Genomic DNA, 697 nt, shown 5'->3' with positions numbered 1-697 from the left:
TGTTGAGGCTGTTGATTGTAATCGGGATTTCGGTAGTCTCGTGTGTAAGATCGGGTTGGTTTGTCGGTTTTGGGGCTGGGGAGAGGAATAGTATCCGTCAGTTTATTTTGGCCGGAGTGAGGAGGGTTAATTTTCAGATAAGGAGATTGTTTTCGGCAGTATCAATGTAGGGCGACTTCTCGGTTTTAATTGTGGCGAATTGGTGGTGTCTATATTGTTTATATGAATTTCTGTTTTTATGGTAAGTTATGTGGCAAGGGTTGATGCGGAGCGGATGCGCTGAAATGCACTAGCAGGCCGCTGAAATACCTCCGACCGAAGTCAGCGCTTCAAGWGGCTGAAGCGTTGATCTGAGAACCCCACACCCTACGACGTTTCATGCGCGGCGCCGACACCTTCACCGAAAGCCTGTTCACCATGCGGCGGCTCGAGGATTTTGTACCGAAGTCTCACCCGCTGCGCTCGATCCGCACCATGGCCAATCAGGCGTTGGCGAAGATGGATCGGCTGTTCGCCGGGATGTACGAGGCCGATATCAAGGGCGGTCGACCCAGTATCGCGCCTGAGAAGTTGTTGCGGGCCATGCTGCTGCAGGTGCTCTACAGCGTTCGCTACGAACGTCAGCTCATGGAGCAGACGCACTACAACTTGCTGTTTCGCTGGTTCATTGGCCTGGCAATGGACGATGCAGTCTTGG

At 52.7% G+C, this 697-nt stretch carries 1 protein-coding gene; it reads left to right on the top strand.

Translation table 11 applies throughout. The annotated features are described in order from the left end of the window. Window positions 1–378 precede the first annotated feature (378 nt). Window positions 379–697: transposase (locus AC1DS3_RS39270; protein ID WP_477129450.1), on the top strand; the 319-nt coding region annotated here is incomplete at its 3' end.

The organism is Cupriavidus sp. 01L46 (genome assembly GCF_056399905.1).
Note: the sequence above shows the minus strand (reverse complement) of the source record. Positions and strands in the feature narration are given on the sequence as shown.